Source organism: Streptomyces sp. NPDC007983 (assembly GCF_042958345.1).
Taxonomy (GTDB): domain Bacteria; phylum Actinomycetota; class Actinomycetes; order Streptomycetales; family Streptomycetaceae; genus Streptomyces.
The window spans coordinates 166,713-191,725 of the sequence record NZ_JBIBJI010000001.1 but is presented as its reverse complement, the minus strand read 5'-3'; the positions used below and the strand labels follow the sequence as shown (position 1 = coordinate 191,725).

Below are 25,013 nucleotides of genomic sequence, written 5' to 3'. Positions count from 1 at the left end.
CGCGGAGGCACGCCGCCGTGATGCCGCCACGCCCGCCTCAGGCTTCCTGCGTGGTCGCCGCGCCCAACTCGTCCGCGTGCTCACCGGTGACCAGGTAGATGACGCGCTTGGCCACCGACACCGCGTGGTCCGCGAACCGCTCGTAGTAGCGGCCCAGCAGGGTGACGTCGACGGCCGTCTCGATGCCGTGCTTCCAGCGGTCGTCCATCAGGTGCTGGAAGAGGGTGCGGTGCAGCAGGTCCATCGCGTCGTCGTCCTGCTCCAGCTGCGAGGCGAGGTCGACGTCCTTGGTGACGATGACCTCGGCCGCCTTCGCCATCAGCCGCTGCGCCAGCTGGCCCATCTCCAGGATGGTGGCGTGCAGGTCGTGCGGTACGGCGTTGTCCGGGAAGCGGAGCCGGGTGAGCTTGGCGACGTGCTGCGCCAGGTCCCCGGAGCGTTCGAGGTCGGCGCTCATGCGCAGGCTGGTGACGACGATCCGCAGATCGGTGGCGACCGGCTGCTGCCGGGCGAGCAGCGCTATCGCGCGGTTCTCCAGGTCGCGCTGGAGGTCGTCGACCTTCTCGTCGGCGGCTATGACGCTCTCGGCGAGCTTCAGGTCCGCGTCCAGGATGGATGTGGTGGCGCGGCCGATGGCGGAACCGACGAGCCGGGCCATATCGACCAGGCCCTCCCCGATCGAATCCAGCTCCTCGTGGTACGCGTCGCGCATCACTGACCTTCTCTCACTGACTCTCGCTGACGGATCTTCGTGGACTCGTGTGACCCACCCTGCCACGTTCGGATCGGAACGCGTCCGGCTCGGCGCCCCTCGGTTAACCACCCCGGACGTCGAGGTGAACTCTCGGCAACGTCCCCCACGCCACCCCGTGCGGCGGCCGGTCGCCGGGGCGCCGGGAGTGAACCGGCGCCAACCCACCGGTGAACTCTCGGCAACGTCTGTTCGAGGGATCCCGTGCGGGGCTGTGGAGGTCGCTCCCCGCCCGCATAACCTTGGACGCATGAACGTGAACGCGGCGATCGCCGCAGTGGCGGCGCTCGCCGGGTTGTGCACCGGTGTCATCGCCATGCTGGCGTTCCGCTGGAGCGAGCGCGAACAGGCGAAGCCTACGCGCTCATCGCTGCACACCGATGCCGCCCTGCCGCCCGGCGTGGACACCGTGCTCTCGGTACTGCGTTCCTCGGCCGTCGTCCTCGACGAGGCGGATGCCGTCGTCAAGGCCAGCTCGGCCGCGTACGCGCTGGGCCTGGTGCGCGGCGGCAAGCTCGCCGTCGAACCGATGCTGGCCATGGCCCGCGACACCCGGCGGGACGGCGAGATCCGGCAGATCGAGCTGGACCTGCCGCGGCGCGGCACCGGCCGGGGCGACGCCCTCGCCGTGTCCGCCAGAGTGGCTCCGCTCGGCTCCCGGCTGGTGCTGCTGCTGGTCGAGGACCTCACCGAGGCCCGCCGGATCGAGGCCGTACGGCGCGACTTCGTCGCGAACGTCAGCCATGAGCTGAAGACCCCGGTCGGCGCGCTCTCCCTGCTCTCCGAGGCCGTCATGGACGCGTCCGACGACCCGGAGGCGGTCAACCGCTTCGCGGGCCGGATGCAGGTCGAGGCGACCCGGCTGTCCAGTCTCGTCCAGGAGCTGATCGATCTCTCCCGGGTCCAGAACGACGACCCGCTGGAGGACGCCGAGCCGGTACGGGTGGACGAGCTGGTCGCCGAGGCCATGGACCGCTGCCGCCACCAGGCGGGCACCAAGCAGATCACTATGGCCGCCGGCGGCACCGCCGATCTGCGGGTGTGGGGCAACCGCGGCCAGCTGGCCGCCGCCCTCGGCAACCTCGTCGAGAACGCGGTCAACTACAGCCCGGCCCGCACCCGCGTCGGCATCGCGGCCCGCCGCATCCCCGCGACGGGCGGCGATCTGATCGAGGTCGCCGTCACCGACCAGGGCATCGGCATCTCCACGACGGACCGCGAGCGGATCTTCGAGCGGTTCTACCGGGTCGACCCGGCCCGCTCGCGGCAGACCGGCGGGACCGGCCTCGGTCTCGCCATCGTCAAGCACGTGGCCGCCTCGCACGGCGGGGAGGTCACGGTGTGGAGCGCTGAGGGACAGGGCTCCACCTTCACCCTGAGACTCCCGGAGGCCGGTGCGGCGCGGGACCGGGATCGCTCGGCCGGGGAGCCGGGCGAGCCGTACGATTCAGGATCCGACCTCGATGCGGAGGACGGCGACCGACCGTACGAGACCTTCACCAACGATCAACTTTCTGCCCCGGAGGTCCTTCCGTGACCCGAGTTCTGGTCGTCGAGGACGAGGAATCGTTCAGCGACGCGCTGTCGTACATGCTCCGCAAGGAGGGATTCGAGGTCGCCATCGCGGCAACGGGACCCGAGGGGCTCGACGAGTTCGAGCGGAACGGCGCCGATCTGGTGCTGCTCGACCTGATGCTGCCGGGACTGCCCGGTACGGAGGTGTGCCGCCAGCTGCGCGGACGCTCCAACGTCCCGGTGATCATGGTCACCGCCAAGGACAGCGAGATCGACAAGGTCGTCGGCCTGGAAATAGGTGCCGACGACTACGTGACCAAGCCCTTCTCGTCGCGTGAGCTGGTGGCCCGGATCCGGGCCGTCCTGCGCCGCCGCGGCGAGCCGGAGGAGGTCACGCCCGCGGCCCTGGAGGCGGGCCCGGTCCGGATGGACGTGGACCGGCACGTGGTCACGGTCGGCGGCGGCAAGGTGGACCTCCCGCTGAAGGAGTTCGACCTGCTGGAGATGCTGCTGCGCAACGCGGGCCGGGTGCTGACCCGGATGCAGCTGATCGACCGCGTGTGGGGCGCGGACTACGTGGGCGACACGAAGACCCTCGACGTCCACGTCAAGCGCCTGCGAGCCAAGATCGAGCCCGATCCGGGAGCGCCCCGCTACCTGGTGACGGTCCGCGGCCTGGGCTACAAGTTCGAGCCGTAGACGAGCCCGGCACGGTCACGTGCCCGCTGACGACGCGAGGGCGGCCCCGGAACTCCGGGGCCGCCCTCGCGTGTGCTCAGCGTGTGCTCAGTGGTTCGGCGTCGGCTCGCCGGAGGCGATGCCGTTGCTCTGGCCGCCGCCCGGCTTGTTGCTCGCCGAGCCGGAGGCCCCATCGGACGGCTTGCCGCCCGGCTTGTCGCCGCCCGGCTTCGTGGTCTGGCCCGGCGCCCCGGAGGGCGTACCGCCCGGCGTGGCCGACGGGGCCGGCACCTTGGACGGGCCCCAGCCCTCGAAGTAGCTCGTCGCGGGCACGACGAAGGCCGTGATCGGCACGTCGCCGGTCGAGCTGAGGTCGAAGACGACCCGCTGGGCGTCGCCGTCCTTGGCGGCCTCGCGGCCGTCGGCGAGGACGGCGGAGGCGTTGCCCTTGCCGCCGAGGATGACGGAGCCACCGGCCGGCACGACGACCTTGCCCGCGGCCTTGCCGGCCGGGTGCAGCTTCGCCTTCGCGCCGCGCGCGTCGGGCAGCGTGATGGCCGTGAGCGTCTCGTCCCGGTCGCCGTTGTTGAAGATCCGGGCCGTGACGACGGCCGGGCCCTTCGCCGTCCGGTCCGGCTGGGTCACCACGCTGGCGTTCTGGATCTTGATATCGCCGACGGACGTCGCGGCGTTGTCGGGCTTGACCTCCAGCGTCTGCGCGTCGTTCCCGGCTCCGCAGGCGGAGAGCGGGGCGACCGAGACCACGATGGCGGCTGCGGCGAGGGCGCCGCGTCGAAGGCTGCTGCTCACGGCGGCGGCATCTCCTAGGACGAGGTAAAAGTTGGATCAGCGCGCTTAGGTTACCGATCCGCCCTTCCGGCCCCGCACCCGACCCGCCTCCTGGGCGCCGCGCCCGCCCCGTACGCCCCTCGCCGCGCTTCCGTGACGACGCTCCCGACCACCCTGAATATCGGTTCGGTGACAGATCGGGGAGATTATCGGTAAGGAATCCGTGGACGTCCGAAGAATTGATCACGCACTTGACCACGGATGTCTCACAGGCATGATCAGTGCGGCCGTGATCAATTCGGGAATCGGGGCCGGATCTGTCGCTCCTCGGCCGAACGGAGTAGCGGAAGTCCATCGACCGGACTCCGGCAAAACGGGACGTACGGCCACCCGCATGATGTTGTCGGGGCACGTAACGCGCCGGTTTCACGCCGCCCGGACAACCGCTCCCACCTGCGAATACCCGGTTCCGCCCACCTCGCCCAGCACGTCCCAGCCGCTGTTGTCAAGCCCCGAGATATGCCCTGACCTGCGAAAACGCCATTCAGAAGAAGGCGTTCACGTGTTACCCTGGATAGCCACGGAAGGGGTACCTGTCACATGACGTTCAAGGTAGGCGACACCGTGGTCTATCCCCATCACGGGGCCGCGCTGATCGAGGCCATCGAAACTCGTCAGATCAAAGGCGTGGACAAGACCTACTTGGTGCTGAAGGTCGCTCAGGGTGACCTGACGGTTCGTGTACCGGCGGACAATGCGGAGTTCGTCGGTGTGCGTGATGTGGTCGGCCAGGACGGGCTGGACCGAGTCTTCGAGGTGCTGCGCGCACCGTACGCGGAAGAGCCCACGAACTGGTCCCGTCGATACAAGGCAAATCTCGAGAAGCTCGCCTCCGGTGATGTGATCAAGGTTGCCGAGGTCGTGCGTGATCTGTGGCGCCGAGAGCGGGAGCGCGGACTGTCCGCCGGTGAGAAGCGCATGCTCGCCAAGGCGCGCCAGATCCTCGTGAGCGAGCTCGCCCTCGCCGAGAGCACCAATGAGGACAAGGCCGAGGCCCTGCTGGATGAGGTACTCGCGTCCTGACATATAGATGCCGCGGTGCCCGAGTGATTCAGACCTGCTCCCTGTAAGTCTGTTCGCCGGGCGCTGCGGCATGTTCGCACACAGGCACCTCAGCCCACCACATCGAAGCCCATGGCGCAAGACCGTTTGTGGTGTCGCTGTTGTGGTGCAAGGTGTGCCGGGCCCGGGCAGCTGGCTCGACCAGTCGTCACGGAAGGGGCCGGTCGGGGCATCGCGCCCGGCACGCTGTGGCCATACCCATTTCGGCCGAGGAAGCAAACCTGAACGCCAACGCAATGTCCGTAACCCCGCCTGCCGGCGACCCCGAGCGTCCCGCCCGCACCGCCGCCGTGATCCCCGCGGCGGGTCGTGGCGTGCGGCTGGGCCCGGGCGCCCCCAAGGCGCTGCGCCCGCTGAGCGGTACGCCGATGCTCGTACACGCCGTTCGGGCCATGGCCGGATCCCGTGCCGTTTCCCTGGTGGTCGTGGTCGCCCCGCCGGACGGTGCCGACGAGGTCCGCAGGCTGCTCGACGCGTACCCGCTCACCGGGACCACGGAGGTGGTGGTCGTCCCCGGCGGTGAGACCCGCCAGGAGTCGGTGCGCCTCGGTCTGGCCGCCGTCCCGGAGACCGTCACGACGGTGCTGGTGCACGACGCGGCGCGCCCGCTCGTCCCCGTGGACACCGTGGACGCGGTCGTCGCCGCCGTACGGGACGGGTCGCCCGCCGTCGTGCCGGCGCTGCCGGTCACCGACACCGTCAAGCGGGTCGAGCCGCGCACCGGCGACCGGGCCGGGGAGCCCGAGCCGGTCGTCGGCACCCCCGAGCGCGCCCTGCTGCGCGCCGTGCAGACCCCGCAGGGGTTCGACCGGGCCACGCTCGCCGCCGCGCACGAGAAGATCGTCCTGGAGGGCGACGGCGCGACGGACGACGCGGGCATGGTCGAGCGGATGGGCGTCGAGGTCGTGGTCGTACCCGGCCACGAGGAGGCGTTCAAGGTGACCCGGCCCCTGGATCTGGTGCTGGCCGAGGCGGTTCTCGCGCGCAGGAGGGCGAACGATGGCTTCTGACGCTCAGGCGGCGCTCCCCCTGGTGGGCATCGGCACGGACGTGCACGCGTTCGAGGAGGGCCGCGAGCTGTGGTGCGCGGGTCTGCTGTGGGAGGGCGAGGCGTACGGCCTGGCCGGGCACTCCGACGGCGACGTGGCCGCTCACGCCGCCTGTGACGCGCTCTTCTCCGCCGCGGGCCTCGGCGACCTCGGCGCCCACTTCGGCACCGACCGCCCCGAGTGGTCCGGCGCGTCCGGGGTGACGCTGCTGGCGGAGGCGGCCCGGATCGTGCGGGCGGCCGGTTTCGAGATCGGCAATGTGGCGATCCAGGTGATCGGCGTCCGCCCCAAGATCGGCAAGCGCCGCGACGAGGCGGTGAAGGCGCTCTCGTCGGCGATCGACGCCCCGGTCTCGGTCTCCGGTACGACGACGGACGGGCTGGGCCTGACCGGCCGGGCCGAGGGCCTGGCGGCGGTGGCGACCGCGCTGGTGGTGCGGCGCTGACGCGCTGGTGGTGCGGCGCTGGTTCTCCGCCGTACGGGCCGTTCCGCGCCTGGAACCGAAATGCCCTGACGGTGTGTGGGGTACGGATCGGGTAACCCGTACCCCATCCGTACCACCGCCCAGCCGCACCACCGCCCGGCTGGCGCGAGGAAAGGAAGCACCCCGTGGCCACCACACTCTCCGACGACCTCAAGCGCGTCCTCGACACCCGCGTCTTCGTCATCATCGGCACCACCCAGCCCGACGGCAGCCCTCAGCTGTCACCGGTGTGGGTGAAGCGCGACGGCGACGAGCTGCTGTTCTCGACCACCATGGGCCGGCGGAAGCAGAAGAACATCGACCGCGACCCCCGCGTCACGGTCCTGGTCCAGCCCGCGGACGAGCCGTACACGTACGCCGAGATCCGCGGCACGGCGAGCTACACCACCGAGGGCGCCCAGGATCTGATCGACGAGCTGTCGCTGAAGTACGCGGGCAAGAAGTACGCCGAGTTCAACCCGGCCTCCGCTCAGGACGACGAGCGCATCGTCGTGCGGATCACGCCCCGCAAGGTCGTCGGCAGCCTCTGAGGAGACGCGTGAGGAGACGCGTGGGGAGACGTGTCACGGAGAAGTGTCACGCTTCTGTGTCCCTGCGGCCGATGGGTCGCGGGGCACTGCCGGGTTCCGACTACCCTTGACGCGTGACTATTCGCCTGTACGACACCGGTGCCCGGCAGATCCGTGACTTCTCCCCGCTCACGCCGGGCTGCGTCTCGATCTACCTGTGCGGCGCGACCGTGCAGGCTGCCCCGCACATCGGGCACATCAGGTCGGGGCTCAACTTCGACATCATGCGCCGCTGGTTCGCGTACCGCGGGTATGACGTCACGTTTGTCCGTAATGTCACGGACATCGACGACAAGATCATCGCCAAGTCGGCCGAGCAGGGCCGCCCATGGTGGTCGATCGGCTACGCGAACGAGCGCGCCTTCACCAGCGCGTACGACGTCCTCGGCTGCCTGCCCCCGACCTATGAGCCGCGGGCGACCGGTCACATCCCCGAGATGATCGAGATGATGCGGGGCCTGATCGACCGGGGCCACGCGTACGCGGCCGAGGGCAACGTCTACTTCGACGTGCGCTCGTACTCCGAGTACCTCCGGCTCTCCAACCAGGACCTGGACGGGCTGCGCCAGCCCAGCGGCGAGGGCGAGACCGGTAAGCGCGATCCGCGCGACTTCGCCATGTGGAAGGCGGCCAAGCCCGGCGAGCCGAGCTGGGAGACGCCCTGGGGGCGCGGCCGCCCCGGCTGGCACCTGGAGTGCTCGGCGATGGCGCACAAGTACCTGGGCAGCGCCTTCGACATCCACGGCGGCGGCGTCGACCTGATCTTCCCGCACCACGAGAACGAGATCGCGCAGGCCAAGGGGTTCGGCGACGACTTCGCCACGTACTGGGTGCACAACGCGTGGGTCACCATGAGCGGCGAGAAGATGAGCAAGTCGCTCGGCAACTCGGTGCTGGTCTCCGAGATGGTCAAGCGCTGGCGTCCCATCGTGCTCCGCTACTACCTGGGCACCCCGCACTACCGCTCCATGATCGAGTACAGCGAGGAGGCGCTGCGCGAGGCGGAGTCCGCCTTCGCGCGCATCGAGGGCTTCATCCAGCGGGTCGTGGAGAAGGCCGGGCACGTCGAGCCCGCGGCCGATGTGCCGCCCGCCTTCGCGGAGGCGATGGACGACGACCTCGGGGTGCCGCAGGCGCTCGCGGTCGTCCACACCACCGTCCGCCAGGGCAACTCCGCGCTCACCGCCGACGACAAGGAGGCGGCGGTCGCGCGGCTGGCCGAGCTGCGGGCCATGCTCGGCGTGCTGGGCCTGGACCCGCTCGACGAGCACTGGGCCGGCGGTTCGGACCGCGGCGAGGATCTGCACGGCGTGGTCGACTCGCTCGTACGGCTGGTCCTGGAGCAGCGGCAGGCCGCGCGCGGCCGCAAGGACTACGCGACGGCGGACGCCATCCGCGACCAGCTCCAGCAGTCCGGGCTGGTCATCGAGGACACCCCGTCCGGCCCGCGCTGGGAGCTGGGCACCCGCTGACCTCGCCCTTTGTGCCGCCCGCCGAGCCGGGCGGCACACTTGTGACCGAATATGTGACCGTAGACCGTAGATGCGTGTGACGTTCGACGTTTGCCGTTTGCCGAGCAGCGCTGAGCAGTGAAGAGATAGGTGACATTCATGGCCGGCAACAGCCAGCGCAGGAACCGCCGTACCAGCAACAAGAAGGGCGCGACGGTCGGCAGCGGCGGCAAGCGGCGCCGGGGCCTGGAGGGCAAGGGCCCGACCCCGCCCGCCGAGGCGCGCAAGGGGCACGCCAAGCAGCGCATCGCCAACGCCCGTACCCGGCAGGCCGCCAAGCGCCCGGCCCCGCGCCGCGGCGGCGCCAAGGGCACGAACGAGCTGGTGGTGGGCCGTAACCCGGTGGTCGAGGCGCTGCGCGAGGGCGTCCCGGCGAACACGCTGTACGTGCAGCAGTTCATCGACAGCGACGACCGGGTGCGCGAGGCGCTGAAGATCGCCGCCGACCGCGGCGGCATCCACCTCATGGAGGCCCCGAAGGCCGAGCTGGACCGGATGACGAACGGGCTCAACCACCAGGGCCTCGTCCTCCAGGTCCCGCCGTACGACTACGCCCACCCCGAGGACCTGAGCGCGGCCGCCTTCGACGAGGGCGAGGACCCGCTGATCGTCGCCCTCGACGGCGTCACCGACCCGCGCAACCTGGGCGCCGTGGTGCGGTCCGTCTCCGCCTTCGGCGGCCACGGCGTGGTCGTACCGGAGCGGCGCGCGGCCGGGATGACCGCCGGCGCCTGGAAGACCTCCGCCGGCACCGCCGCCCGCACCCCGGTGGCGCGCGCCACCAACCTCACCCGGGCGCTGGAGTCCTACCAGAAGGCGGGCCTCACGGTCGTCGGCCTCGCGGCGGACGGCGAAACGGAGCTGCAGGACCTGGAGGCGCTGGACGGCCCGGTCGTGATCGTCGTCGGCAGCGAGGGCAAGGGACTGTCCCGACTGGTCGGCGAGACCTGCGACTTCCGGGTCCGCATCCCGATGCCGGGCGGCGCGGAGTCGCTCAACGCGGGTGTCGCGGCGGGCGTGGTGCTGTACGAGGCGTCGCGGCGCCGGTCGTAACGACGTGGCCGGCCTCGCCCCGCCCGTTCCACTGTGATCGGGCGAGGCGAGGCGAGGCGTACGTCGGGTGGCGCGAGGCGTACGTCGGGTGGCGCGAGGCGTACGTCGGGCGGCGCGAGGCGTACGTCCCCACCAGCCCCCACCCCGGACGATCTTGACGGTCCCCCGACAGATCACACCGTCCCCGGCAGTGTCTTTCCCGCCGGTCACTCGGTTAGTTGAGCGTGGAGACCAGAAAATTCCGCACGCCCCTGGCGGGACGCGCGCCGGGATTCGACGACGAGCCGCAGCTGACCATGGCCAAGGTGCCGGGTGATCCTGCGAAGGTCGTCGTCAATCCCCCCAGCTTCCGGGTGCAGCTCGCCTCCCCGGTCGTGAGCAGCGCGCTGGCGGACACGGCCCGGCACGCCGGTATCGGGACCGGGGCCGTGCCCCGGCGCCGCCCGCCCGTGGTGTGGAGCGGCCGCACCCGGCCCGGCGGGGACACGGCGGCGACCCGACTGCTGCAGGCCGTGCGGTACTCCGAAACCGTGGACGGGCCCGAGGACGTGGGCACCACGCAGGTGCTGCCGCGGGTCACCTTCGACGACGGCCCGCCCACGGTCATCGGGCCGCGCAGCCCGCGCCGGGACCCGGCGCCGGAGACCGGACGGCCGCCGAGGCCGGGGGAGACCGGACGGCCGCCGAGGCCGAGGGAGACCGGACGGCCGCCGAGGCCGCGGGAGTCGGACGCCACGCACCGCACCGGCCCGACGCCACGCGTCCCCCGGCCCCACGCGGCCCAGCCGACCCGCCGGATGCCGCAGCCGGCCCACCGAACTCCCCACCCCCACCGGACCCCCCAGGTCCCGCGCCCCCGGCGCCCCTCCGAGCAGGTGCGGCACGCGTACTACCCCGACCGCCGGATGAACCTGGGCGTCGTCCTCCTCCCGCTCCGCGTCTTCCTCGGCTTCATCTCCGTCTACGCGGGCATGGGCAAGCTCTCCGACCCGGTCTACTTCGACGGCGGCGAACGCGGCTCGATGGTCACCTGGCTGCAGTCCCTGCACCCCTGGCCGATCGCCGAGCCGCTGCGCGACCTCGCCCTGGAGCATCCGGTGGGCGCCGGGCTGACCGTGGCGTTCCTCCAGATCGTGGTCGGCGTGCTCACCGTCCTCGGGCTGTGGCAGCGGCTCGCGGCCTGCGTCGGCGCGGTGCTGTCCGCCGCGCTGATCCTCACCGTGAGCTGGCGCACCGTACCCGTCTACGACGCGCCCGACATCATCTACCTCGCCGCCTGGAGCCCGCTGATCATCGCGGGCGCCCCCGTCTACTCGGCCGACGCCCGCCTCGCGGGCGAGGCCTGGCGGCGGCTCGGCCCGCGCGTCGAACTCTGGGCGCTGCGGCGGCGGGTGCTGCGCCGCGGCACCGTCATGGCGATGGTGGTGGCCGGTCTCACCCTGCTGCTCGGCTCGATGATCGGCGGCGCCGTACGGTCCTCGGAGACGGTGCGCGCGCCCGAGCCGCGCGAGGTGCCGAGGAACAGCCTCCCCGGCTCGCCGCTGCCCCGGAAGCCCGGGACCAGCCCGCGCGGCGGGGTGGGTGGCGCGGTGGACACCCCCGGAACCCCCTCGCACCGCGCCCCGTTGGGCCGTACGACCCCCTCCGCCTCGCCGTCGGCGTCCGCCACCTCGGGCAGCCCCAGCGCGACGGGCCCGGCGAGCGGCTCCGGCAGCCCCGGTCAGTCGCGGCGCGGCCACCGTACGGCCCCCCGCGTCCCGAACCGGCCCGCCGCCCCGATGACGACCCCGGGCCCCCTGGACCTCGACGGCACGGGCGCCGGGGGGCTGGGCGGTACGAGTTCGGAGGGTGGCGGCCTGGGCGGCGGCGCCCCGGCGGCCGACTCCTACGACGAGGGCGAACCGGCCCAGGAGGAGGCGGCGTTGGGCGGCCTCCTCGGCTGACGGCCGTATATCACGCACGCGAAAAGGCCCTCCGCGCGGAGGGCCCTTTCCGTATCCGAGGATCCGGGGGTCCGGGGATCCGGGGGTCCGAGGATCCGGGGGTTCAATCGTGCAGCGGCTTGACGGGTGTTGATTCCAGCGAGCCGCGACCGGTCGGGGGAGGGCCGGAGGAGAGTTCCTTGGCGGCCTCGGTGAGGTCCTTGGCGGTGTCGATGGCCCGCCAGTACGCCCCGTGGGGCAGCGGAAACCCGGCCAGCCGCCGCTCCCGGGCGAGCCGCGGGAACGTCGTCCGCTCATGGTCGCCGCGCCCCGGCAGCAGTCCGGTGAAGGTGGCGGAGAAGACGTACACGCCCGCGTTGATGAGGTACGGGGAGGGCGGCGACTCGATGAAGTCGAGGACGTGACCGAACTCGTCCGTCTCCACCGCCCCCCAGGGGATGCGCGGCCGGGCCAGCGCGAGCGTCGCGACGGCGTCGCGCTCATGGTGGAAGTCGGCCATCTCGCGCAGCGAGAAGCGGGTCCAGATGTCGCCGTTGGTGGCGTACCAGGGCTGATCGGGGTGGGGGAGCCGGGCGGCGGCGAACTTCAGGCCACCGCCGCGGCCGAGCGGTTCCTTCTCGACGACGGTCGTCACGCGCAGCGGCAGCTCCGCCGACTCCAGCCAGTCCTGGAGGACGGCGGCGAGATGGCCGCAGGAGACGACGGCGTCGGTGACCCCCTCGGCGGCCAGCCAGGCCAGCTGATGGCCGATGATCGGGGTCCCGGTACCCGGGATCTCGACCATCGGCTTGGGACGGTCGTCGGTGTACGGACGCAGCCGCGAGCCCTGGCCTCCGGCCAGGACGACGGCCTGTGTGGGGCGCGGGGGGTGCGGGTGGTGAGCGTGGTGCCCCGGCCTGTGGAGGTCATCGGTCATGGATCGCACCATATGCGGTGGCGCGGTGACCGCACGGGGAGTGGAGCCGGGTGTGGCCGGCGGTGGTGTGGTGCGCGGTGGTGTGGTGCGCGGTGATCTGGTGATCGGCGGTCTGGTCAGCGGTACGCCTGGGTGATGCCGGACGCGAACGAGGTGTCGCAGACGGGACGGGCGTACGCCTGCGCCTGCTTCGTACCCCCGTACTTGGCGACCGCGGCGCGGCCGAGCGCACGGGCGATGTCCGCGCAGTGCCTGGCCAGCGAGGGCCGTTCGTTCGTGGCGACCTGGAGGTGGGTGAGGGCCACCGCCGGGTCCTTCTCCTGCAACTCCGCGAGCAGCCGGTCGCGCAGCAGCTCGTGCGGGGCGCGGTGGACGGCGCGGGTGGAGGCGCGGTCGGAGGAGGCGGTGAGGATCTGCGACTCGGCGCTCGGCGAGGCCCACGGGACGCGGGTGACGGCGAGCGTTCCGGAGAGGACGAGCACGACGGGGAGGACGAGCGCGAGGGTTCTGCCGATACGGCGGGCTGCGGTGTTCACGGGAGGGATCGTAGCGAGGAGCGATGATTTGGCGACATTGAGTCACCATGCCGGGTGATGGAAACCCGTAGTTGCTCGCAGGCGTGTTGACGAACGCGATCGAAAAGACCGGAATGTCGGGGAATTTATCGACAACACCACAACACCGCAACACCACAACGTCACGGCGGTGCCGCGGTGCCTCGCCACGAGAAAGGCGCCGCCCCCGCACACCGCGGCAGACGACGCCTTCCCTCAAACCCTGGCTCAGTCGCTGAGCCGCTCCCCGGTGGAGGTGGAGAAGACGTGGGCCTCACCCGGCTGCGGCACGACGTGCAGCTGCGCGCCCTTCTCCGGCACCTGGCGGCTGCCGACCCGGATCACCAGGTCCTTGCTCTCGCCGCCGACCTCGGCCGAACCGAAGACGTACGCGTCCGCGCCCGTCTCCTCGACCACGTTGACGGTGATCGCGAGACCGGCCGGGGCGTCGTCGGCGGCCTTGGACAGCGTCTTCGCCGCCCCGCCACCCGCCTCCACCACGTCGAAGTGCTCGGGCCGGACGCCCACGGTGACCGTACGGTCGCCCTTGTCGGCCGCGGCGGCCAGCGCGTCCCGGTTCACCGGAACCACGCTGTTGCCGAACTTCACACCGCCGTCGATGATCGGCACCTCGACCAGGTTCATCGCGGGCGACCCGATGAAGCCCGCCACGAAGAGGTTGGCCGGCCGGTCGTACATGTTGCGCGGCGTGTCGACCTGCTGCAGCAGCCCGTCCTTGAGGACGGCCACCCGGTCGCCCATGGTCATGGCCTCGACCTGGTCGTGCGTGACGTACACCGTCGTGATCCCCAGCCGCCGCTGCAGGCTCGCGATCTGCGTACGCGTCTGCACACGCAGCTTGGCGTCCAGGTTCGACAGCGGCTCGTCCATCAGGAACACCTGCGGCTCCCGCACGATGGCCCGCCCCATCGCCACGCGCTGCCGCTGACCACCGGACAGCGCCTTCGGCTTGCGCTCCAGGTACTCGGTGAGGTCCAGGATCTTCGCCGCGTCCTCGACCTTCTGCCGGATCTCGGTCTTGCTGACCCCGGCGATCTTGAGCGCGAAGCCCATGTTCTGCGCGACGGTCATGTGCGGGTACAGCGCGTAGTTCTGGAACACCATGGCGATGTCCCGGTCCTTCGGCGGCAGGTGCGTCACATCCCGATCCCCGATCCGGATCGCCCCGCCGTTGACGTCCTCCAGCCCCGCGAGCATCCGCAGCGACGTGGACTTCCCGCAGCCCGAGGGGCCGACCAGAACGAGGAACTCGCCGTCTTGGATGTCGATGTCGAGCTGATCGACGGCGGGCTTTTCGGTGCCCGGGTAGATCCGGGTCGCCTTGTCATACGTGACCGTGGCCATGGTGATCTGGTCCCTTCACCGGCAGGAACGTGCCGGACGATCCGAGTAAAGGTAGGGGTCTAGTCCACTGCAGGTGGATTGGCGTGACGCTATACCGCCCACCCCCGCCGTGTCTCTACTCCGGACACCACAATTTTCGAACGGAGCACCCCGGTGTGGTGGGTACACTGCTGGGGACGCCGACTTAGCTCAGCTGGTAGAGCACCGCTCTTGTAAAGCGAAGGTCGTCGGTTCGAACCCGACAGTCGGCTCTGTGCGCGAGCTGCGCGAACGCCCCCGCGATCTTGGATCACGGGGGCGTTGACGGCAGAAGTTGACGGCAGTCCCTACCTACGGCGCTTGAGCAGCCGGTCCATGTGGCCCATCGCTTCTCGACGGCTGTCCTCGTTCACGTGGGTGTAGACGTTCATGGTGACCGCGATCTGCGAGTGGCCAAGGATCTCCATCACGACGCGCGGGGCGATCCCGGCCGCGAAGAGCAGCGAGGCGCAGCCGTGCCGGGTGTCGTGCAGACGCACCCGAGGCAGCTCGGCGGCTTCCGTGATCCGGTCGAAGGACCGGTTCAGGTTGCGCGGCTCGATGGGCCGACCGTTGCGCGTGGTGAACACGTAGCCGCTGGCCTGCCAGTCCTTCCCGGCAGCGGCGCGCTGTGTGGCCTGCCGGAGGCGCTGCCACCGGAGCGGAGCGACGCACATCAGCGGGATGGGGATCGTCCGCGCGCGCCGGTTCTTGGTGCTGTCCACGTACAGCTCCTTGCCGCCGCGCTGGAGCTGTGACCGCACGGTCAGCGTGCGCCGCTCCAGGTCCACGTCTCGCCAGTGCAAGCCCAGGATCTCCCCACGGCGGAGTCCCAGCGCGACCGCCAGGACGAACGCCGGGTACAGGGCGTCCGCACGCGCGGCCTCCAGGAACGTCAGGGTCTCGTCCAGCGTCCACGGCCGCAGCTCCCGGGGCTCGACGCGTGGGGCGGGAACCAGCTGCGCGACGTTGCGGCTGATCAGTTCCTCACGGCAAGCCGTCGTCAGTGCCGTACGGAGGACCCGATGCGACTCTTTCGCGGTCGCGGCCGACGCCTGAGCCGTGACGGTCTTGAGCATGCGTCGCACGTTCGCGGTGGTGAGCGATTCCAACCGACGCGTGCCCAACTGCGGTATGAGGTAGAGCCGTACGTGCATCTCGTACTTGATGTACGTGGTGCGCTTGCGCTGCGGCCGGATGTGCTCCTCCAGCCAGTACGGCAGCCACTCGGAGAGCTTGGCGGACCGGGAAGGCGTCGGGATTCCCTGGCGGTCCCGCCGGACGAGTTCTTGACGCTTCTCGTCGCACTCCTCCCAGGTGGCGCCATAGACCGTCTTGCGCTTGCGGGTACCGTCCGGCTGCGGGACGTACACGCGGGCTTCGTAACGGCCGTCCTTGCGCTGCCAGATGCTTCCAGCACCGTTGGGGTTCCTCTTCCGGGATGCCATCAGGCCGCGTTCTCCTCGATCTGTTCCTGAATGAAGGCGCGCAGGCTCTCCGGCGATACGCGCCGCGCGCGCCCGACGGTGAAGCTGGCCAACTGGTGGGTGCGTATGAGGTCGTAGACCTTGCTCCGGCTCAACCGCAGAGCGGTCATGACCTCGGGGACGGTCAGGGCTGTGTGTGTTGGCGACAGGCACGTGCTCACAGCCACGGGTCTCCTTCCGTCTTGCGGCGTTCGGCTTGGGCGAGGTCGTGGCGTACCTGCGCGGCGAGGAGTTCTTCGCCGGGGCTGTAGCCGGAGGACAGGTATTGCCAGTGGGAGACGACGAGGGTGGTTTCCTCGTCCAGCTCGGTCCGGTCGTCTGCGGCGCGGGCTTGCTCGGTGCGCCAGGCCCGGCGGACGTCGCGCAGTGCGCCGAGGGTGGTGGAGTAGCGGCGCGATTTGCTGGAGAAGTGGCCCCGGAAGCCGAGCATGTGGGCCCACTTCCAGAGCTTGAGTTCGGCGAATTCCGGCAGGTGGCCGAGGTCCCATGCAGTGCGGATCATCTGGCGGACGTGGCTGTGCACGCGTAGGTCCGCGATGGGCTCGGACTGTCCGGTGCCGTCGCACTGGTCGCACAGGTCCCGGAAGCCGTCCGGGCCGCGCTGGTAGCCGCGTCCCACGCAGTGGGCGCAGCGCAGGGAGTGATCCACGGTGCCGGAGTCCTCGGCGCTCTTGGTGGCGTACTTGGCGACGTAGGCCGCGACCTTCTGATCGGTCAGCTCGCCGTCGCCCAGGGCCACGATCTCGCGGATGTCGATCTGATCGCCCCAGGCGATTTCGCGTTCGCCGATCGCGTCGGACGCCACGGTGAGCACCGCCCTTTCGGCCGCCTCGGTGACCGCATGGGTGAGAGCGTCGGCGGTCGCCCAGGTGGGTGGAGGCTCGTTACTCCCTTCGGGACCGTCGAGGCGGATCACGGCGTGGAAGTGGACCAGGCCGCGCCGCTGGTACTCGGCGACCTTGGCGAAGGAGACGCGCACAGAGACGTTCAGCGCCCTTTGGGTGATGCCGAGGTGGGCGGCCAGCTCCCGCCGGAGGTACGTGGTGAAACGTGCCCACAGCGCTCCCGCATGTGCGTTCCACAGCACGGCTCCGGCGTAGTCGTAGGTGGACGGGGACAACGGCGTGCCCAACGCGGGGTCATCGGGGCCGTGGCGTTCGCCGCAGCGGCAGGCCAGGTTCTCGCCCGCATCGGTGGTAAGCCGGTTGTGAACCGGCCCGAACGACGGCGCGGTGAGGGTGACGAACAGCCGAGGATGGCTGCGGACGGTCTCCGGCACGCTTTTGCCGCCGGAGAGCCCGGCCCGGATCAGGTGGTAGGTGTCAGCGGCGTACAGGCGCGAGCAGGACGGGCAGCGGGAGGAGCGGCGATTGCCGCATGCCGTGAGCAGGCGCCCGGTGGGTTCGTCGGCGGTGCTGTACGAGCGGAGCACGGTGTCCGTCGCCTTGTCCCGGGTTTCGGTGGAGCCGACGAGTTGCACGGGCCGGGTGCAGCCGCGGATTTGGTTGATCTGGTCTTGGATGCGGTCGAAGTTGGGGTGGTGGGCGAGGTGGATGAGGTCCCGCAGGGCCAGGCTCGCCACGTGGCGCAGGTCCAGGGGGGCTTTCACGGGTGACGCGTCCTTTCGGGGAAGAGGGCCCCGGGCAGCACTGGGCAGGGCTGCGGGTGCTGCTCGGGGCATGACGGACCGAGCCCGGTCGGGGCTGAGGGTCTGGGTTGCCGGAACGGCCGGCGGGGGGATCAGGCGGAGAGCTGGGCGTGGGCGGCGGTGGCCAGCGGCAGCGCGACGCCGAGACGGGTCCGGAGCTGGGCCGCAGTGATGGGCTCGCCGTGCTCGGCCTGGTAGGTGTCGGCGATGGTGCGGGCCGCCTTCAGCAGCGGCGCGGGCACGGTGACCGCCGGGGAGGTCTCCGGCTTGAGCGTGACCGGGCGCGCTACCGGTTCGGGGGCCGGGTCCTTCTCAACCGGGGCGGAAGGCGTTGCCATGGTCGGGGCGGTGTGGGCCACGGTGTGGAAGTGGCGCAGGAGTTGCGGGCCGACTGCTCCCCAGCCCAGGAGGAGGAGCGGGGCGACCGCGTCCACGGCGGCGCGGCCGTAGTGCTCGGCGACGATGGGTTCGGCGATGTTGAGGGCCAGGGTCAGTAGCCCGGACAGGTGCATCAGCCGGGTAGCGGCCTTGATGTGCTCGGCGGGGACGCCGCGCAGGGACAGGTAGCGCAGGGCCACCAGGAGGCCGACCACAGACAGGTCCACCATCGGGGCGATCAGCGGCGCGATGGGGCCGGGGACGCCGAGGCGCAGGGCCAGGGCCCAGACGTTGCCGAAGGAGAAGACGAAGGCCAGGGCCGCGATGATGCCCATGACCACGGTCACGGTGCGCTGAGTGATCCGGTCCTCAGACATGAGAGTTCACCTCCTTCCGGGTGTCGTCATGAGCGAGCGAGGGACGAGTCAGGCCGCTTCCCCCTTGGTGAACGGGTCGTCCTTCCACAGGACAGAGGCCGACAGTTCTTCGAGGAGTTCGGCAGGGTCGCGGGTCAGGTGGGCGGTGTCGGTGGCGATGCGGGCCGCGTCCGCATCGGCCACGTACGGGGTGCGGATGCGGGTGAAGCCAGGACAGCCCTGATGTGCCATGGAGGCCACGCCGACGTAGGCCGGGTCCTGGAGGGCGGTCGGGTTGGCGTCCGGCCAGTTGCGGATGTCCTCCCCCAGGGCGACCACGGCGGCCTCAGCGGTCTTCTGCGCGAAGGACATGCCGACCGGGCATACGTCGCGGATGAAGGTGGGGATGGCATCCCCGGTCGCTTTCTGGGTCGCGATGATTACCAGGATTCCGACGCTCCGGCCCTTCTTCACCAGGTCCTCAACGAGCCGGGCGTTCTCGGCGGCCAGCGCGGCGAGTTTCTTGGTCTGCGGGTCCGATCCCTTGTAGTCGCGGAAGTAGGTGTGTGCTTCGTCCACGATGAGCACGGTCAGCGGCCAGGAGGCGGAGGGTCCGACGTGCCACATGTTCTTGACGCCCAGCAGGGCGCGGATGGAGGCCGAGCGGTCTCGCCGCAGCGTCACCAGCCGCTTGAAGAGGGTGTTCGCCTCGGCGAGGTCATCGCCGACGAATGCGAACGCTCGCTGTGCCAGGTCGGCGTAGTCGCCCTCATGGGATGAGGTCACCTTGCCGTCGGCCACCGCGTACTGAATCGCGGCCGAGGGCGCGGTGTCGCACAGGAAGCGGTTCACCAGGGAGGTCTTGCCGAAGCCGGGCAGCCCGGCCACGGTGACCCCGGGCACGTCCGAGAGGCTCACACTCACCGGCTGCGCGTACTCATCCAGCCCCAGGCGCCACACCGTCAGTTCCTCCGGAACCTCACCGGTGGGGGTGTGTTCGGTCGGAACGACCAGCGGGTCAACGCGCACGCCACGGATCACGAGCTGCCCCGGGGTGTCCGGGAGGACGGAGACTCGTGTGCACCGCCAGGCGTCGGCCAGGTAGGGGGCCGCCCGCTGGAACTCCGCCAGGCTGACCTTGGGCAGGCACACCGCGCGGACCAGGACCCCGTACCGGTCGGCGGTGACCTTGATCTTGGGGATGAGGATCTTGGGCTTGGGCACCTTCCCGTCCGGCGCCACGATCACAGCCGGGGGCGTCTTGTCGGTCACCGACAGCCCGGCCATCGGAGCCAGCCGACGCCATCCCCGGCGGACACGTATCGCCTGCCGGATGCTGGCCCGCGTCATCGCGTCGGCACGCACGTAGCGCACCAGCCACCACAGGGCCCATACCAGCGTCAGGGCCAGGGCCGCCCCGGCCAGAGCCGGGGCAGACCCGATGATTTCTCCCACAGTCACAGTGCGTCCTTGTAGAGGAATCGGTAGAGGGATATGCGCAGTTCCAGCAGGTCACGGCCGGAGGTGAACGTCGGGTAGCCATGCGCCTCGATCACCTCAGCCACGTCCAGCGCCAGGCCGTTGGTGAAGCGCGAATCGTGGTCCCCGCTCTCCGGGGCGACCGGATAGGACCGTCCGTCTGCGGTCGTCACTGGGCCACCGCCGCAAGCTCCAGCTTCGCCGCCCGGTAGGCCACGCCCTCGGACAGCTGGCCGTTGAAGATGCGCGCCCACGGGGTGGCGAACAGGTCCGTCACCTGAACCGGGGTGCCCGGCTGGAGACCGTCCGGCAGACCGCTCTCCGGCACGGTGAGCTTCATCTGCTCCGCCCGGCCCTCCTCCATGAGGAACACGGTCAGGGTGTGCAGGAACTCGCCGGTGTCGCGGTCGGTGGCGAGAGCCCCGGACTCCGGGTCCTTGATCTTCGGCACCGGGGCGGTGCCAGCGATGAACATCGTCGAGGGCAGCAGCCCCACGCGAATACGGGTCATAGCCATGCCTTTTGCTCCCTTTCGTTGCCAGCCGCTTGTGCGGCCGGGCCACCAACTATGAGATAGCCAGGCTAGCTAGGTCAAGTGAGCTAGGTGTCTGAGTTCAAGAGTCTGGGTGTGTTAGGTGGGCTAACACGGCTACCCTTGGACCATGACGCCGCCGACGCACGACGCCCGCCCGCCGTATCAGCAGGCAGCCGAGGCCATCCGGAGCGACATCAAGGCGGGCAAGATCAAGCCGGGCGAACAGCTCCCCTCGCACCGTGAGCTGCAAGAGCGGTTCGGCATCGCGAACATGACCGCCCGCAGTGCACTGCGCGTGCTCCGCGAAGAGGGCTTGATCTACACCGTGCAGGGGCGTGGCAGCTACGTCGCCGACGTGATCGGCCCCGAAGGCGAACTGATCGACCCCAAGCGCATCGAGAGGCCCCGAGCGGCCTCCGAGGCGGAGACGGGCCCGGCCAGCGAGGAAGCCGCCGGGACCCTCACCGAAGCGCTCCTAGAGGTCCGGGAACAGCTCCGCACGTTGAACGCGGAGGTCCAGACTCTCAAGCAGGAAGTCGCCGAACTCAAGTCGCGGTAGGCCGAGTAGACGGCCCTTCCTTGAGCTGGGCCACCTCGGCGCGGACGTCCTCCAGGTCCTCGCGCAGACGCTCAGCCATAGCCGCGATCTCTGCCAGCAGTGCCCGCTCCTGCTCGGTCAGCACCAGTTCCCCCTTGTTTGCTGCGCGTTGGCTGCGCGCACCCCGCATTGCGATCCTTCCTGGCCTTCCTTGCCCGAGCTGTTCAGAGTTTCTTTACTGGATCAAGGCGGCCCGCTTGCGCGGGCCGCGCGCGCTGGCGGCCCGTGGCCGCCGCCCGCTCCTGTCTGCCGCCCCGCTCAGCGGCGCCCCCGGGCCACTCAGCGCGCCACCCCGCAGTAGCGACCCACCAGACACAGCCAGAACCGGGAACAGCCGACCCCGTACGCCCCGCCGATCGCAGCGGACACCCAGAAGCAGCGGCACGACCAGGACCACGCGCCCAACCGGCCAGCCTCCGAGGGGCGGCTACGCAGAGCGGCTTACATGGCCAGCCGTCCGCCGACTGCGGCCCTCGCTGTTGTGCGCGTAGGAACGGCCAGCAGCGAGGGAGGGGAGCCCGGGCATGAGGCAGGTCGGTCGTCGTCCCCGGTTCGATGTGGCCGGCCGCCGTACTGCCGCCGTCACGGATGCGGCCGCGTGAGCAGACGTGCCGCGCCGGATGTGGCGGGCGGGGAGCAGCTGCTGCCGCGCGGTGGTTCAGCCCGTCGTGGTCGCTCCGCGTCGGTCCCGGTATCGCTGTGGCTGGCCAGCGTGTCGTCAACGCATCGTGCATCGCCAGCGTCGAACCCACTTCGCCGTGCATGCCTCGCACTTGTCACGATCCCTTTCTTCACCTGGACTCATCCGGGGCAAGGCAGTGCCAAAGCGAGCACGACAACCACCCCGGTACCATCGGCACCGGGGTCCTGATCAGGGACTTCCGACCGGACCACCTCATGGCCTGCCAGGGTTTTTGGGGGTGGTCCGGTTTTGCGTCTGCGGTTGTTGTGCGCGGTCCGACTCCCCTCCCGCGGAACGGGTTGGAGCGAGCAAGGAAGCCGGACCGCTGACAGCGGACGGTGCAGTGTCCGCCGTCCCCGGGGTGATGGGTGCCATCTGCGGAAATGGCGAACGGGGCGATGCCCACCCCCAGCCATCACACGCCGGGATTGAGGGCGGAAGCTGCGGGTCCTTCCCATGGGCAGCAGCTCCCGCCCGGTCTTCAGGTCACCGGTCGTGCTCCTGAGCGAGTCCGGCGTTGTCGAGCAGGAACTGCACCGTGTAGCCCAGGCTGCGCACGTGCCAGTCAGCGGACTGCAAACCGGAGCCGAGGCCCTGAGCCAGCTCGTGCGGGATGGTCTTCAACCTGCTCTGCTTCTCGTACCAGACCACGGTGCCCCGGTTCAGACGGGCGATCTGCTTCTCTGCCAGCGGCATCAGTTCCTGGACGTGCTCCACCAGTGCCTTGTACAGATCACGCAGTTCCTCGTACGGAGGCAGTGCCGTCCGCTTCACCAGGGCGCGGACGATCGCCGCCTTGATCACGTCGATGTCCACGTCTGCTTGAAGAGTCTTGTCGGTGCCCATGAGACGCATCCTCTGGCCGTTCACCAGGACGTAGGAACCACCGCCAAATCCCACTTGGGGACGTCCCGGGTCGGGTAAAACGTCCCTAGTGCCGTCCCCAGATGCAGAGAGAGACTCGGATGCCGAACGAAAGGCTACGCGCCGCCATGGCGGCTGGCTGCTGGACGTACGCCAACCTCGCGGAGAAGGTCGAAGTGGACCCCAAGTCCGTTGAGCGATGGGTGAACCTCGGGCGTACGCCGCGCCGCGCCACAGCTATGAAGGCGGCTGAAACTCTGGGAGAAGACGTGCACGCACTATGGCCATCACTCCGGCAGTCGCGCCCCGCCCGTGCGGTGAGCCCCGAACTCGTAGCGCTCTACGACCAACGGGCGGACATCCCCGTGTCTGCGTTCGTGGACATGCTGGCCCAGGCCCGCGAGCACATCGACGTCCTGGTCTACGCCGCCGTCTTCCTGCACGAGGCGTACCCCCGGCTGAACGACCTCTTGCAGGAGCGAACCGCCGAAGGCTGCGCGGTCCGTATCGCCATCGGTGACCCCGACAGTGAGAACGTCCGACTGCGCGGCGAGGAAGAGAAGTTCGGGCACGGGATCGAATCCCGCTGCCGACTCGCCCTCATGCACTACCGCTCCCTGATCGGGACACCGGGCATCGAGGTGCGGACCCATGCCACGACGCTCTACAACTCGATCTACCGGGCCGACGACCAAGCGATGGTGAACGCCCACGTGTGGGGCGTGAACGCCTTTGCTGCACCGGTGTGGCATCTGCGGCGAAATGGGGTAGGCGGCATGTTCGATACCTACGCCGCCAGCTTCGATGCGGTGTGGGCGACAGCGACACCCGTAGAGGAAGACTGACCGTGGCACGAACCGAGTACTACGACGACCCCAACGCACCCGAGCCGAACAGCATGGTGGTCGCCGCGTCCGCCGTCGTCACGGACGAGGAGGGCCGCATTCTCCTCCAGCGCCGCCGGGACAACGATCTCTGGGCACTCCCTGGCGGCGGCATGGAGATGACCGACTCCCTGCCCGGGACGGCGGTCCGCGAAGTCAAGGAAGAGACTGGGCTGGACGTCGAGATCACGGGTCTTGTCGGCACGTACACCGACCCACGTCACGTCATCGCGTACACAGACGGCGAGGTCCGCCGACAGTTCAACGTCTGCTTTACGGCCCGAGTCGTCGGTGGCCAACTCGCGATCTCCAACGAGTCCACGGAGCTTCAATTCGTTGGGCCCGGTGACCTCGACGAGCTACCTATGCACCACACCCAGCGCCTGCGAATCCAGCACTTCATGGAACGTCGCGAGTACCCGTACCTGGGCTGATCCTGTAGGGAAATTCTGTATGCCAGGTTAGGAAGGTCGGTCGGGCAGCTCTCCTCGTCGCAGCAGCGCCCGCCCGGCGGCTAAAGTTGCGTGAATTGCGGCTGCTGTTGTTGGTATCGAGGACTCTCCTCGCCTCCTCACGATGCTGATAAAGGCGCCTTCCACCACCCCATCGACAACTGCGCCGTGCACTAGAAAAGGTTTTAGCTCTTCTGGCTGGGGCGGAATATGGACCAGAACCAGCATCCCTCCAGGGACCTTGACCGTTTCGATGTCGAGGTAGTCAGGTGGAGGGTAGAGATGCTGTTCAAGTGCTAGCTGATATCTGCGCTCGATGCCCGGTGTGAACGGCACCGGGCAAACCTGTCTGATCTCTTCGCCGCCAGGTACTTTCTTCCCTTTCATGCCCACGACCACAATGCCGCCATGCTCGGCGTTGGCGAACCTTGCTACTGCTTGTGCAAGTGAAATCTTCCCGCTCGGCTTGGACAGGTCGTAATGGGCGCTTTTAACATCCAGCCATGGTCCCTCAGGCTGCCCGATAAGGACGTCTGAGTAACCTCCTCGCAGTAGTGCCAATGTGGTTTCGCGGGTCAAAGAACCATCTTGCGTGGCTTCAAGTAGGGATGTTACGTGCTGACCCAGATTGAATAAGTCCATGAGACTTCTGCCGCGCAGAGACGGTTGCACCATGATCTCCACGATGCAGGGGTTCGTGTATCCGTCCACCATTCGCCAGTCTGAAAGGATGCATTTTTGTCGTGTCAGGTAAGGGGTTAATGCTTGTTCGAGTCTGTTAACCGCTTCAGGTTCGATGTCTCTATCTAGATACTCGTATAAGGCGAAACAAATTTCCAAATAAAGTTGATCGCTCTGGAGGTGGAAGGAGACGTTGTCAACGGGAGACTCGTCATCGAAATAATCTCTCGGCACGTCCGCCACAGACAGACTCGTTGTCCCTTCTGATGGGTCCTCCCAAAACCACTCGATTTGGGCCTGTAGGGCTGCCCTTAGGTCGACTGCTTTGATGCCCTGCAGATCATCCACGTGGCAGATGAACCCCTCGCCGTCACCCCGTAAAGGCCATTCTCCGTGCAGGGAAATGAGTGCCTCTTTTTGCGAGTTGAATGTGACAGTTCTTTTGGTGTGCGACAAGTCAGCTCCGATCACGCTGCAGCCTGAAGGTGAGGTCACCAAGCCTTGGTAGTGCTGTTTCTGCGTTTACGACGTCATCTTTGCGTAGGACGGGCAGATCCACCAGCTTCGAAACTCTCTGTACAAGCGATGGTGGTGCCCCGGTCCTCGCGCCACCCGCACTAGCTTCTACCCAATCGGCCGTCTCATCTGCCGT

The 25,013-nt window shown here is 69.3% G+C and carries 28 protein-coding genes and 1 tRNA gene; 14 read left to right on the top strand and 15 right to left on the bottom strand.

The window, feature by feature from the left end; all coding sequences use genetic code 11:
- Window positions 1-37 precede the first annotated feature (37 nt).
- On the bottom strand, window positions 38-712 hold the full coding sequence (gene phoU, locus ACFZCY_RS00925) for a phosphate signaling complex protein PhoU (protein WP_391168376.1): 675 nt from the start codon (window positions 710-712) through the stop codon (window positions 38-40).
- A gap of 289 nt (window positions 713-1,001) precedes the next feature.
- Here phoU and ACFZCY_RS00920 point away from each other — a divergent pair, with 289 nt between their 5' ends.
- Together ACFZCY_RS00920 and ACFZCY_RS00915 are read left to right on the top strand one after the other, a co-directional pair.
- Window positions 1,002-2,288, top strand: coding sequence for an ATP-binding protein (locus ACFZCY_RS00920; protein ID WP_391168374.1), 1,287 nt, complete (start codon window positions 1,002-1,004; stop codon window positions 2,286-2,288).
- Window positions 2,285-2,965 (top strand): response regulator transcription factor, encoded by a 681-nt coding sequence (locus ACFZCY_RS00915; protein ID WP_009716928.1) that lies wholly within the window; start codon window positions 2,285-2,287, stop codon window positions 2,963-2,965. The genes ACFZCY_RS00920 and ACFZCY_RS00915 overlap by 4 nt, the downstream gene beginning before the upstream one ends.
- 87 nt (window positions 2,966-3,052) lie before the next feature.
- Here the strand turns inward: ACFZCY_RS00915 and ACFZCY_RS00910 are convergent, their stop codons facing one another.
- Complete coding sequence (locus ACFZCY_RS00910) at window positions 3,053-3,754, bottom strand: DUF461 domain-containing protein (RefSeq protein WP_391168371.1); 702 nt, start codon at window positions 3,752-3,754, stop codon at window positions 3,053-3,055.
- Window positions 3,755-4,333: 579 nt separating this feature from the next.
- Here ACFZCY_RS00910 and ACFZCY_RS00905 point away from each other — a divergent pair.
- The 7 genes from ACFZCY_RS00905 to ACFZCY_RS00875 all read left to right on the top strand — a co-directional run bounded on the left by ACFZCY_RS00905 (window position 4,334) and on the right by ACFZCY_RS00875 (window position 11,464).
- Window positions 4,334-4,816 (top strand): CarD family transcriptional regulator, encoded by a 483-nt coding sequence (locus ACFZCY_RS00905; RefSeq protein WP_009716930.1) that lies wholly within the window; start codon window positions 4,334-4,336, stop codon window positions 4,814-4,816.
- 275 nt (window positions 4,817-5,091) lie between these two features.
- Window positions 5,092-5,865, top strand: a complete 774-nt coding sequence (gene ispD, locus ACFZCY_RS00900; protein WP_391168369.1) for a 2-C-methyl-D-erythritol 4-phosphate cytidylyltransferase — start codon at window positions 5,092-5,094, stop codon at window positions 5,863-5,865.
- A complete protein-coding gene (gene ispF / locus ACFZCY_RS00895) occupies window positions 5,855-6,349 on the top strand; it encodes a 2-C-methyl-D-erythritol 2,4-cyclodiphosphate synthase (RefSeq protein ID WP_055546539.1) in 495 nt (164 codons plus the stop codon). The genes ispD and ispF overlap by 11 nt, the downstream gene beginning before the upstream one ends.
- A 164-nt stretch (window positions 6,350-6,513) precedes the next feature.
- Window positions 6,514-6,918, top strand: a complete 405-nt coding sequence (locus ACFZCY_RS00890) for a TIGR03618 family F420-dependent PPOX class oxidoreductase (RefSeq protein ID WP_391168367.1) — start codon at window positions 6,514-6,516, stop codon at window positions 6,916-6,918.
- Between the two features lie 113 nt (window positions 6,919-7,031).
- Window positions 7,032-8,429, top strand: a complete 1,398-nt coding sequence (cysS, locus tag ACFZCY_RS00885) for a cysteine--tRNA ligase (RefSeq protein WP_391168366.1) — start codon at window positions 7,032-7,034, stop codon at window positions 8,427-8,429.
- A gap of 138 nt (window positions 8,430-8,567) precedes the next feature.
- Window positions 8,568-9,521, top strand: coding sequence for a 23S rRNA (guanosine(2251)-2'-O)-methyltransferase RlmB (rlmB, locus tag ACFZCY_RS00880; RefSeq protein WP_391168364.1), 954 nt, complete (start codon window positions 8,568-8,570; stop codon window positions 9,519-9,521).
- 224 nt (window positions 9,522-9,745) lie between these two features.
- Complete coding sequence (locus ACFZCY_RS00875; RefSeq protein ID WP_391169355.1) at window positions 9,746-11,464, top strand: DoxX family membrane protein; 1,719 nt, start codon at window positions 9,746-9,748, stop codon at window positions 11,462-11,464.
- A gap of 103 nt (window positions 11,465-11,567) precedes the next feature.
- On the opposite strand, the gene ACFZCY_RS00870 is transcribed toward ACFZCY_RS00875, so the two are convergent.
- Complete coding sequence (locus tag ACFZCY_RS00870) at window positions 11,568-12,380, bottom strand: sugar phosphate nucleotidyltransferase (RefSeq protein WP_391168362.1); 813 nt, start codon at window positions 12,378-12,380, stop codon at window positions 11,568-11,570.
- Here ACFZCY_RS00870 and ACFZCY_RS00865 point away from each other — a divergent pair.
- A complete protein-coding gene (locus tag ACFZCY_RS00865) occupies window positions 12,379-12,516 on the top strand; it encodes a hypothetical protein (protein ID WP_391168361.1) in 138 nt (45 codons plus the stop codon). The two genes, ACFZCY_RS00870 and ACFZCY_RS00865, sit on opposite strands and share 2 nt — an antisense overlap.
- Here ACFZCY_RS00865 and ACFZCY_RS00860 read toward each other — a convergent pair.
- Complete coding sequence (locus tag ACFZCY_RS00860) at window positions 12,497-12,916, bottom strand: hypothetical protein (RefSeq protein ID WP_361473503.1); 420 nt, start codon at window positions 12,914-12,916, stop codon at window positions 12,497-12,499. The genes ACFZCY_RS00865 and ACFZCY_RS00860 overlap by 20 nt on opposite strands.
- Before the next feature lie 246 nt (window positions 12,917-13,162).
- Window positions 13,163-14,299: a sn-glycerol-3-phosphate ABC transporter ATP-binding protein UgpC gene (locus ACFZCY_RS00855; RefSeq protein ID WP_391168359.1), complete on the bottom strand. Its 1,137-nt coding sequence runs from the start codon at window positions 14,297-14,299 to the stop codon at window positions 13,163-13,165.
- A gap of 178 nt (window positions 14,300-14,477) precedes the next feature.
- Here ACFZCY_RS00855 and ACFZCY_RS00850 point away from each other — a divergent pair.
- Window positions 14,478-14,550 (top strand) — tRNA-Thr (locus ACFZCY_RS00850).
- Between the two features lie 75 nt (window positions 14,551-14,625).
- Here ACFZCY_RS00850 and xerC read toward each other — a convergent pair.
- The 7 genes from xerC to ACFZCY_RS00815 form a co-directional block, all read right to left on the bottom strand.
- On the bottom strand, window positions 14,626-15,765 hold the full coding sequence (xerC, locus tag ACFZCY_RS00845) for a tyrosine-type recombinase/integrase (RefSeq protein WP_391168357.1): 1,140 nt from the start codon (window positions 15,763-15,765) through the stop codon (window positions 14,626-14,628).
- The gene (locus ACFZCY_RS00840) at window positions 15,765-15,965 is read right to left on the bottom strand and encodes a helix-turn-helix domain-containing protein (protein ID WP_391169354.1); all 201 of its coding nucleotides are present in this window, start codon (window positions 15,963-15,965) and stop codon (window positions 15,765-15,767) included. The genes xerC and ACFZCY_RS00840 overlap by 1 nt, the downstream gene beginning before the upstream one ends.
- Entirely contained in the window at window positions 15,962-17,413 is a 1,452-nt protein-coding gene (locus tag ACFZCY_RS00835; RefSeq protein ID WP_391168355.1) for a replication initiator, read from the bottom strand. Before ACFZCY_RS00835 ends, ACFZCY_RS00840 begins: the two co-directional genes overlap by 4 nt.
- Before the next feature lie 131 nt (window positions 17,414-17,544).
- Window positions 17,545-18,207: a DUF2637 domain-containing protein gene (locus ACFZCY_RS00830; protein WP_391168353.1), complete on the bottom strand. Its 663-nt coding sequence runs from the start codon at window positions 18,205-18,207 to the stop codon at window positions 17,545-17,547.
- A gap of 48 nt (window positions 18,208-18,255) precedes the next feature.
- The gene (locus ACFZCY_RS00825; RefSeq protein WP_391168352.1) at window positions 18,256-19,647 is read right to left on the bottom strand and encodes a cell division protein FtsK; all 1,392 of its coding nucleotides are present in this window, start codon (window positions 19,645-19,647) and stop codon (window positions 18,256-18,258) included.
- Window positions 19,644-19,838 carry a hypothetical protein gene (locus tag ACFZCY_RS00820; RefSeq protein ID WP_391168350.1) on the bottom strand — a complete coding sequence of 65 codons (195 nt, stop codon included), beginning with the start codon at window positions 19,836-19,838 and terminating at the stop codon, window positions 19,644-19,646. Before ACFZCY_RS00820 ends, ACFZCY_RS00825 begins: the two co-directional genes overlap by 4 nt.
- Window positions 19,835-20,176, bottom strand: a complete 342-nt coding sequence (locus ACFZCY_RS00815) for a hypothetical protein (protein WP_391168349.1) — start codon at window positions 20,174-20,176, stop codon at window positions 19,835-19,837. The genes ACFZCY_RS00820 and ACFZCY_RS00815 overlap by 4 nt, the downstream gene beginning before the upstream one ends.
- Before the next feature lie 151 nt (window positions 20,177-20,327).
- On the opposite strand from ACFZCY_RS00815, the gene ACFZCY_RS00810 reads away from it, so the two are divergent.
- Complete coding sequence (locus tag ACFZCY_RS00810; protein WP_391168348.1) at window positions 20,328-20,759, top strand: GntR family transcriptional regulator; 432 nt, start codon at window positions 20,328-20,330, stop codon at window positions 20,757-20,759.
- On the opposite strand, the gene ACFZCY_RS00805 is transcribed toward ACFZCY_RS00810, so the two are convergent.
- Together ACFZCY_RS00805 and ACFZCY_RS00800 are read right to left on the bottom strand one after the other, a co-directional pair.
- On the bottom strand, window positions 20,746-20,883 hold the full coding sequence (locus ACFZCY_RS00805) for a hypothetical protein (protein WP_391168347.1): 138 nt from the start codon (window positions 20,881-20,883) through the stop codon (window positions 20,746-20,748). The two genes, ACFZCY_RS00810 and ACFZCY_RS00805, sit on opposite strands and share 14 nt — an antisense overlap.
- 1,083 nt (window positions 20,884-21,966) lie before the next feature.
- Window positions 21,967-22,326 carry a DUF6415 family natural product biosynthesis protein gene (locus ACFZCY_RS00800; protein WP_391168345.1) on the bottom strand — a complete coding sequence of 120 codons (360 nt, stop codon included), beginning with the start codon at window positions 22,324-22,326 and terminating at the stop codon, window positions 21,967-21,969.
- Window positions 22,327-22,445: 119 nt separating this feature from the next.
- On the opposite strand from ACFZCY_RS00800, the gene ACFZCY_RS00795 reads away from it, so the two are divergent.
- Window positions 22,446-23,189 carry an XRE family transcriptional regulator gene (locus ACFZCY_RS00795; RefSeq protein WP_391168343.1) on the top strand — a complete coding sequence of 248 codons (744 nt, stop codon included), beginning with the start codon at window positions 22,446-22,448 and terminating at the stop codon, window positions 23,187-23,189.
- 2 nt (window positions 23,190-23,191) lie between these two features.
- Window positions 23,192-23,662 (top strand): NUDIX domain-containing protein, encoded by a 471-nt coding sequence (locus tag ACFZCY_RS00790; protein ID WP_391168342.1) that lies wholly within the window; start codon window positions 23,192-23,194, stop codon window positions 23,660-23,662.
- A 27-nt stretch (window positions 23,663-23,689) separates the two neighbouring features.
- Here the strand turns inward: ACFZCY_RS00790 and ACFZCY_RS00785 are convergent, their stop codons facing one another.
- Window positions 23,690-24,856, bottom strand: coding sequence for an RNA-binding domain-containing protein (locus ACFZCY_RS00785; RefSeq protein ID WP_391168340.1), 1,167 nt, complete (start codon window positions 24,854-24,856; stop codon window positions 23,690-23,692).
- Window positions 24,857-25,013 lie beyond the last annotated feature (157 nt).

What these genes read in the sequence shown, in the direction of transcription:
- ACFZCY_RS00870 (WP_391168362.1), bottom strand. Translation starts at nt 12,380, where the DNA reads ATGACCGATGACCTCCACAGGCCGGGGCACCACGCTCACCACCCGCAC.
- ACFZCY_RS00905 (WP_009716930.1), top strand. Translation starts at nt 4,334, where the DNA reads ATGACGTTCAAGGTAGGCGACACCGTGGTCTATCCCCATCACGGGGCC.
- ACFZCY_RS00800 (WP_391168345.1), bottom strand. Translation starts at nt 22,326, where the DNA reads ATGGGCACCGACAAGACTCTTCAAGCAGACGTGGACATCGACGTGATC.
- phoU (WP_391168376.1), bottom strand. Translation starts at nt 712, where the DNA reads ATGCGCGACGCGTACCACGAGGAGCTGGATTCGATCGGGGAGGGCCTG.
- ACFZCY_RS00920 (WP_391168374.1), top strand. Translation starts at nt 1,002, where the DNA reads ATGAACGTGAACGCGGCGATCGCCGCAGTGGCGGCGCTCGCCGGGTTG.
- ispF (WP_055546539.1), top strand. Translation starts at nt 5,855, where the DNA reads ATGGCTTCTGACGCTCAGGCGGCGCTCCCCCTGGTGGGCATCGGCACG.
- ispD (WP_391168369.1), top strand. Translation starts at nt 5,092, where the DNA reads ATGTCCGTAACCCCGCCTGCCGGCGACCCCGAGCGTCCCGCCCGCACC.
- ACFZCY_RS00815 (WP_391168349.1), bottom strand. Translation starts at nt 20,176, where the DNA reads ATGACCCGTATTCGCGTGGGGCTGCTGCCCTCGACGATGTTCATCGCT.
- ACFZCY_RS00830 (WP_391168353.1), bottom strand. Translation starts at nt 18,207, where the DNA reads ATGTCTGAGGACCGGATCACTCAGCGCACCGTGACCGTGGTCATGGGC.
- rlmB (WP_391168364.1), top strand. Translation starts at nt 8,568, where the DNA reads ATGGCCGGCAACAGCCAGCGCAGGAACCGCCGTACCAGCAACAAGAAG.
- ACFZCY_RS00855 (WP_391168359.1), bottom strand. Translation starts at nt 14,299, where the DNA reads ATGGCCACGGTCACGTATGACAAGGCGACCCGGATCTACCCGGGCACC.
- ACFZCY_RS00810 (WP_391168348.1), top strand. Translation starts at nt 20,328, where the DNA reads ATGACGCCGCCGACGCACGACGCCCGCCCGCCGTATCAGCAGGCAGCC.
- ACFZCY_RS00865 (WP_391168361.1), top strand. Translation starts at nt 12,379, where the DNA reads ATGGATCGCACCATATGCGGTGGCGCGGTGACCGCACGGGGAGTGGAG.
- xerC (WP_391168357.1), bottom strand. Translation starts at nt 15,765, where the DNA reads ATGGCATCCCGGAAGAGGAACCCCAACGGTGCTGGAAGCATCTGGCAG.
- ACFZCY_RS00795 (WP_391168343.1), top strand. Translation starts at nt 22,446, where the DNA reads ATGCCGAACGAAAGGCTACGCGCCGCCATGGCGGCTGGCTGCTGGACG.